Genomic DNA, 6,796 nt, shown 5'->3' on the forward strand with positions numbered 1-6,796 from the left:
ACGTATTTTTATATTGAAAAATACTACAACTCAGTAAGAAGGCATGGCACCCTAGGGTATAAAAGTCCCATGCAGTACGAACAAGTTAATTAAACCCCGTGTCTACTTTATCGGGGTCAGATCAGATAGCTGATAGCTGATAGCTGATAGCTGATAGCTGATAGCTGATAGCTATGTTATAATCCCCGCAATTTTTGACTTTCAGTAAGTAACAACGCAATGACACTTGATGATATTCGTATCGTATTAGTTAACACATCACATTCTGGTAATATTGGCTCAGCGGCACGTGCTATGAAAACGATGGGCTTATCAAATTTATATCTTGTTGATCCTGCTTGTGAAATTGACAGTCATGCGAGTGCGCTTGCAGCCGGTGCAACTGATGTTTTAGGTAAAACAGTGGTTGTTGATACACTGGCAGATGCGATTGCTGATTGTGGCTTAACAATTGGTACCAGCGCACGCTCACGTACTTTATCTTGGCCAATGGTTGAGCCGCGTGAATGTGGTGAAAAGTTAGTGGCTGAGGCTGAACATGGCCCTGTTGCACTCGTGTTTGGTCGTGAAAATAGTGGTTTAACGAACGAAGAACTACAACAATGTAACTACCACGTATGTATTCCTGCAAACCCTGAATACAGCTCACTAAATCTAGCAATGGCCGTGCAAACACTGTGTTATGAAACACGTATGGCATATTTAAATAAACAGCCAAAAGTACAAGAAGAAGACGAAGCAACCTACCCAAATGCGAAGCAAACTGAGCTATTCTACGAGCATTTAGAGCAAACGCTAAACGACACAGGTTTTATCATCAAGCAACACCCTGGCATGGTGATGACTAAACTACGTCGCTTATTTAACCGCGCACGTCCAGAAGAAGCTGAGATGAACATTTTACGCGGTATTCTTACCTCTATTAATAAGTCTATTAAATAATCACAGGTTATAAGTATAATACTTGACTAAATTACTCAGGTAATTACAATGTACCCAGTACTTGACTGTTTTTGTCAAGTATTCGGTTTTATCAATGGCAAGTATCAATTTTTATCAAGTGATAATACTTGACTATTTTGGTCTGGTAATTAAAATTTGCACACCTTAGCGTGCAGTAACATCGGGGGCTCCATGAAGTTAACATCAAAAGGCAGATACGCAGTAACCGCCATGTTGGATGTTGCACTACATACAAATGTGGGTGCAGTGCCTCTTGCCGATATTTCTGAACGCCAAGAGATTTCGTTATCTTACCTTGAACAATTATTCGCCCGTTTACGTAAAAATGGCCTTGTGACCTCTGTGCGTGGCCCAGGTGGCGGATATTTACTAGGTCGAGAAGCGAACGAAATCTCTGTCGGCGATGTGATTAATGCCGTTGATGAGTCTGTTGATGCAACACGTTGCCACAATGCAACGGGTGGCTGCCAAAGCGGCATGCGTTGTTTGACTCATACCTTATGGTCGGACTTAAGCGCACGTATCGAAGAGTTTTTAAATAGTATTACCCTTGCTGAATTGGTGGAAAAGTCAGATGTGAAAGAAGTCGCATCGCGCCAAGATAACAGCATCAACAATGCAATTAAGCAACTGGAAAACATTCAAGTAAGCTGTCAACTGTAGCTTGACGAAAGCGGAGAGAGAAATGAAGTTACCGATTTATTTAGATTACGCAGCAACCACGCCTGTTGATGAACGTGTGGCAAAAGAAATGATGCAATGCCTGACTATGGACGGTAATTTTGGTAACCCTGCATCACGCTCACACCGTTTTGGTTGGCAAGCAGAAGAAGCGGTTGATCAAGCACGTACAGATATTGCTGATCTGATCAACGCTGACCCGCGTGAAATTGTTTTCACTTCAGGTGCTACAGAATCAAACAACCTAGCAATTAAAGGTGCTGCGCAGTTTTATAAGAAGAAAGGCAAGCACGTTATCACTGTTAAAACAGAGCACAAAGCAGTGCTTGATACGTGTCGTGAACTAGAGCGTCAAGGTTTCGAAGTAACCTATATGGACGTTGAAGAAAACGGTTTACTTGACCTTAAAAAGCTTGAAGCTGCAATGCGTGACGACACAGTACTTGTGAGCGTAATGCACGTAAATAACGAGCTAGGTGTTATCCAAGATATCGCGACAATCGGCGAAATGTGCCGTGAGCGCAAAATTATGTTCCACGTAGATGCTGCACAAAGCGCAGGTAAAGTACTTATCGACGTGCAACAGTTAAAAGTAGATTTCATGTCATTCTCTGGCCACAAAGTATATGGCCCGAAAGGTGTAGGCGCACTGTATGTTCGCCGTAAGCCTCGTGCACGCTTAGAAGCACAAATGCACGGTGGTGGTCATGAGCGTGGTATGCGTTCAGGCACACTAGCTACTCACCAATTAGTTGGTATGGGTGCGGCATTTAGAATCGCTAAAGAAGATTTCGAAAAAGACCATGCACACATCAGCGCACTTCGTAAGCGTCTGATCGATGGCATCATGGCTGATATGGACGAAGTTTACTTCAATGGTGAACCAAGCCACTCAGTTCCAGGTATTGTAAATATCAGCTTCAACTTTGTTGAAGGTGAGTCGTTATTAATGGCTGTTAAAGACATTGCTGTTTCATCAGGTTCAGCCTGTACCTCAGCAAGCTTAGAGCCTTCTTATGTACTACGTGCATTAGGCCGTAATGACGAGTTGGCACACAGCTCAATTCGTTTCAGCATTGGCCGCTTTACGACTGAAGAAGAGATTGATTACACCGTTGAACTAATCAAAAACTCGATCGGCCGTTTACGTGAGATGTCTCCTCTATGGGAAATGCATCAAGAAGGTATTGATTTAGATTCAGTTGAGTGGGCGCATCACTAATCAGTGATCGCAGCCGCTAGCAGGTAGTGAGGATAGTATTATGGCTTATAGTGATAAAGTAATCGATCATGTTGAAAATCCACGTAACGTGGGTGCTTTAGACAAAAATGATCCGTCAGTTGCAACAGGTATGGTGGGTGCACCAGCATGTGGTGACGTAATGAAATTGCAAATCAAAGTATCACCAGAAGGTGTAATTGAAGATGCAAAATTCAAAACATATGGTTGTGGTAGCGCAATCGCTTCTTCTTCACTTGTAACTGAGTGGGTAAAAGGCAAAACATTAGATGAAGCTGCAACAATCAAAAACACTGATATCAGTGCTGAGCTTGAATTACCGCCAGTGAAAATTCACTGTTCAATTTTAGCAGAAGACGCGATTCAAGCAGCAATTGCTGACTACAAAAGCAAACAAGCGAAGTAAGAGATAAATTCATGGCAGTGACATTGACAGATGCGGCAGCAAACCGCGTAGAATCATTTTTAGCAAATCGCGGCAAAGGCATTGGCCTACGCGTTGGCATTAAAACGACGGGCTGTTCAGGTCTTGCTTATGTTCTTGAGTTTGTTGATGAGTTAGCAGACGGCGACGAAATTTTTGAAAGCCGTGGCGTGAAAGTGATCGTTGACGCCAAAAGCTTAGTCTACATTGATGGTACTGAGCTTGATTACACCAAAGAAGGTTTGAACGAAGGGTTTAAGTTTAACAACCCGAACCAAGCCGATGAGTGTGGTTGCGGCGAAAGCTTCACCGTTTAAGCTTTAAAAACTTTCTTTGCTTGAAGCCCTGCCTATGTAGGGCTTTGTTCTTTCCTGTTTACCGAGTTGGATTATGTAATGCGTTACTTTGAGTTATTTGCAATTCCAGTAGATTACAACATTGATTTAGCGACTATTAATAAACACTACCTTGAGCTGCAACGCGCAGTTCACCCTGATCGCCACGCAAGCTCTAGCAGCCGTGACAAATTACTTGCTGTGCAAAATGCAGCAGAAATCAATGATGCATTACAAACTTTAAAACACCCGGTAAAACGTGCTGAGTACATGCTAAGCGAGCTTGGTGTTGATATTCGCGCCGAGCAACAAACATTACAAGACCCGCTATTCTTAATGCAGCAAATGGAGCTGCGTGAAGAATTAGAAGAACTTGAAAATGCCGCAGATCCTGATGCAGCAATTGCCCAGTTTGAAGCGCAAATTAAACAACTCGATAAGCAATACAGCAGCGAATTAGCCGCTCAGCTGGCGAGTAATGATGAGCAACAATGGCAAGCTGCCGCTGACAATATTCGTAAATTGAAGTTTGTTTATAAGTTACGCGATGAACTAGAGCGTATTGAAGACAGTTTATTTGATGATTAATCGTTAGTTGTTACACAACAGCTATTTAAGAGTTTAAAAAGAGCATTATGGCATTATTGCAAATTGCTGAGCCGGGGCAGAGCGCGGCACCACATGAGCACAAATTAGCAGTCGGTATTGACCTTGGTACAACTAACTCGTTAGTTGCAACAGTGCAAAGCGGCGAAGCGCGCACACTGACTGATTTAGCAGGCAATGCGATGCTACCATCGGTTGTTCAATACCAAGCAGATAGCATTGTGGTTGGTGAGCGAGCGGCAGCAGCTGCAACTCAAGACCCTGCAAACACACTGATCTCGGTTAAGCGTTTTTTAGGTAAAACTCAGGCTGAAATCGAAAAAAGCTATGGTCAACTGCCGTACGAATTTTGTGAGCATGATGGCTCATTAGCAATCAGCACGGTTGCGGGTGCAATTAGCCCTGTTACTGCATCGAGTGAAATTTTAAAAGCATTAAAACTGCGCGCAGAAGACAGCTTTGCAGGTCAAGACATCTTAGGCGCGGTTATTACAGTGCCAGCTTATTTTGATGATGCTCAGCGTCAAAGCACTAAAGATGCCGCAGAGCTTGCTGGTATTAAGGTATTACGTTTATTAAACGAGCCAACGGCTGCGGCTGTTGCTTATGGCCTTGATTCAGGCCAAGAAGGCATTATCGCCGTATACGATTTAGGTGGCGGTACCTTCGATATTTCTATTTTACGTTTACACCAAGGTGTATTCGAAGTGCTTGCGACTGGTGGTGACTCAAGCCTTGGTGGTGACGATTTTGACTCGCTATTAGTTGAATACTTTAAAACACAAACCGGTGTGAGCGAGCTTTCTGCATCGGTATTGCGTTTATTCATCAATAAAGCAAAAGCATGTAAAGAAGCACTAAGCCAATACCAAACTGTAAATGTTGGTTTAGAGTTTGACGGTCAAAGCCACAAAGTTGAAGTAACCCGCGAAACGTTTGATGAGCTTGCTCTTAGCCTTGTGAAGAAAACACTACGTTCTTGTCGTCGTGCGGTTAAAGATGCCGGTATCGAGAACGAAGAAGTACTACAAGTTGTAATGGTTGGCGGCTCGACTCGTATGCCAATTGTACGCTCTCAAGTTGCTGCATTTTTTGATAAAGAGCCACTGACTTCTATCGACCCAGATCGCGTAGTTGCACTCGGTGCGGCATTACAAGCAGATGTTCTGGTTGGCAATAAGCCAGATTCAGACATGTTGCTATTAGACGTATTACCACTGTCGCTAGGTCTTGAAACCATGGGTGGCTTGGTTGAAAAAATTATTCCACGTAACACCACGATCCCTGTTGCACGTGCACAAGAGTTTACCACTTTCAAAGATGGTCAAACGGCAATGTCACTGCATGTATTACAAGGTGAGCGTGAGCTAGTTGACGATTGTCGTTCACTGGCTAAATTCAGCTTAAAAGGTATTCCGGCCATGGCAGCCGGTGCTGCGCACATTCGCGTAACCTTTAAAGTAGATGCAGATGGCCTATTAAGTGTATCGGCAATGGAAAAATCAACGGGTGTGCAAGCTGAAATTCAGGTCAAACCATCGTTTGGTTTATCGGACGACCAAATTGCAAATATGCTCAAAGAGTCAATGACTAACGCTAAAGACGACATGCAAGCGCGTATGCTTAAAGAGCAGCAAGTTGAAGCGTTACGTGTTGTTGAAGCGCTTGAAGCATCACTGGCAACCGACAGTGCATTACTTGATGAACAAGAATTAGGTGCGTTAAAAGCAGAAATTGCTAAACTTGTTGCCGTACGCGAAAGTGCAACAACACCTGCAGAAATTAAAGCAGCGATTGAAGCTGTAGACAATGCAAGTAGCGAATTTGCTGCTCGCAGAATGGATGCATCAATCAAAAAAGCGCTGCAAGGGCAGTCAGTAGACGAAGTTTAACGAGGTAAGGTATGCCACAAATTATTTTTCTTCCCCATGCAGAATTATGCCCAGAAGGCGCAGCAATTGAAGCACCTGCAGGTGAAACAGTATTAGATGTTGCACTAAAAAATGGTATTAGCATTCCACATGCATGTGAAAAATCATGTGCATGTACAACATGCCACTTAGTCATCCGTGAAGGCTTTGACTCTTTAGATGAAAGTGATGAGCTAGAAGACGACATGCTAGATAAAGCATGGGGTCTTGAGCCTGAATCACGCCTAGGTTGCCAAGCGGTGATCAAAGATGAAGATTTAGTGGTTGAAATTCCAAAGTATAATCTCAATATCGTTAATGAAGAGCATTAATTTTTAACGGCTTTGATTTCGTAAAAACCGCTGTAGTTGCTTGGTCTCTACAGCGGTTTTTTTATTTTAGAGCTGTCAGCTTTCAGCCGTCAGTTTTTAGCAGATCGAGATAGAGGTTTAGTTCTTTGTGTTAATGAACTGAAATAGCTTTACATTGATCTCTCAGGTTTTATGTTTTTGATAGCTGATAGCTGATAGCTGATAGCTGATAGCTGATAGCTGATAGCTGATAGCTGATAGCTGATAGCTGATAGCTGATAGCTGATAGCTGATAGCTGATAGCTGATAGCTGATAGCTGATAGCT

At 43.0% G+C, this 6,796-nt stretch carries 9 protein-coding genes; all 9 read left to right on the top strand.

What is annotated here, in order from left to right; translation table 11 throughout:
• Positions 1-12 precede the first annotated feature (12 nt).
• The 9 genes from L1266_RS22545 to fdx all read left to right on the top strand — a co-directional run bounded on the left by L1266_RS22545 (position 13) and on the right by fdx (position 6,491).
• Positions 13-93, top strand: coding sequence for an IS3 family transposase (locus tag L1266_RS22545; RefSeq protein ID WP_366035313.1), 81 nt, complete (start codon positions 13-15; stop codon positions 91-93).
• A gap of 126 nt (positions 94-219) precedes the next feature.
• Entirely contained in the window at positions 220-942 is a 723-nt protein-coding gene (gene trmJ, locus L1266_RS21620; RefSeq protein ID WP_054563546.1) for a tRNA (cytosine(32)/uridine(32)-2'-O)-methyltransferase TrmJ, read from the top strand.
• Between the two features lie 192 nt (positions 943-1,134).
• Positions 1,135-1,626, top strand: coding sequence for a Fe-S cluster assembly transcriptional regulator IscR (gene iscR / locus L1266_RS21625; protein ID WP_054552499.1), 492 nt, complete (start codon positions 1,135-1,137; stop codon positions 1,624-1,626).
• 22 nt (positions 1,627-1,648) lie between these two features.
• On the top strand, positions 1,649-2,866 hold the full coding sequence (locus L1266_RS21630) for an IscS subfamily cysteine desulfurase (RefSeq protein ID WP_054552500.1): 1,218 nt from the start codon (positions 1,649-1,651) through the stop codon (positions 2,864-2,866).
• Positions 2,867-2,906: 40 nt separating this feature from the next.
• Entirely contained in the window at positions 2,907-3,290 is a 384-nt protein-coding gene (gene iscU / locus L1266_RS21635; protein ID WP_054552501.1) for a Fe-S cluster assembly scaffold IscU, read from the top strand.
• A gap of 11 nt (positions 3,291-3,301) precedes the next feature.
• Positions 3,302-3,625, top strand: coding sequence for an iron-sulfur cluster assembly protein IscA (gene iscA / locus L1266_RS21640; protein ID WP_054552502.1), 324 nt, complete (start codon positions 3,302-3,304; stop codon positions 3,623-3,625).
• Between the two features lie 78 nt (positions 3,626-3,703).
• Entirely contained in the window at positions 3,704-4,231 is a 528-nt protein-coding gene (hscB, locus tag L1266_RS21645) for a co-chaperone HscB (protein ID WP_054552503.1), read from the top strand.
• A gap of 47 nt (positions 4,232-4,278) precedes the next feature.
• Positions 4,279-6,141 (top strand): Fe-S protein assembly chaperone HscA, encoded by a 1,863-nt coding sequence (hscA, locus tag L1266_RS21650; protein WP_235378327.1) that lies wholly within the window; start codon positions 4,279-4,281, stop codon positions 6,139-6,141.
• Positions 6,142-6,152: 11 nt separating this feature from the next.
• Positions 6,153-6,491: an ISC system 2Fe-2S type ferredoxin gene (gene fdx, locus L1266_RS21655; RefSeq protein WP_235378328.1), complete on the top strand. Its 339-nt coding sequence runs from the start codon at positions 6,153-6,155 to the stop codon at positions 6,489-6,491.
• The last annotated feature ends 305 nt before the right edge of the window (positions 6,492-6,796 follow it).

The organism is Pseudoalteromonas sp. Cn5-37, from assembly GCF_021532495.1.
Lineage (GTDB): Bacteria > Pseudomonadota > Gammaproteobacteria > Enterobacterales > Alteromonadaceae > Pseudoalteromonas > Pseudoalteromonas simplex.

What these genes read in the sequence shown, in the direction of transcription:
- fdx (WP_235378328.1), top strand. Translation starts at nt 6,153, where the DNA reads ATGCCACAAATTATTTTTCTTCCCCATGCAGAATTATGCCCAGAAGGC.
- hscA (WP_235378327.1), top strand. Translation starts at nt 4,279, where the DNA reads ATGGCATTATTGCAAATTGCTGAGCCGGGGCAGAGCGCGGCACCACAT.
- iscA (WP_054552502.1), top strand. Translation starts at nt 3,302, where the DNA reads ATGGCAGTGACATTGACAGATGCGGCAGCAAACCGCGTAGAATCATTT.
- iscU (WP_054552501.1), top strand. Translation starts at nt 2,907, where the DNA reads ATGGCTTATAGTGATAAAGTAATCGATCATGTTGAAAATCCACGTAAC.
- iscR (WP_054552499.1), top strand. Translation starts at nt 1,135, where the DNA reads ATGAAGTTAACATCAAAAGGCAGATACGCAGTAACCGCCATGTTGGAT.
- L1266_RS21630 (WP_054552500.1), top strand. Translation starts at nt 1,649, where the DNA reads ATGAAGTTACCGATTTATTTAGATTACGCAGCAACCACGCCTGTTGAT.
- hscB (WP_054552503.1), top strand. Translation starts at nt 3,704, where the DNA reads ATGCGTTACTTTGAGTTATTTGCAATTCCAGTAGATTACAACATTGAT.
- trmJ (WP_054563546.1), top strand. Translation starts at nt 220, where the DNA reads ATGACACTTGATGATATTCGTATCGTATTAGTTAACACATCACATTCT.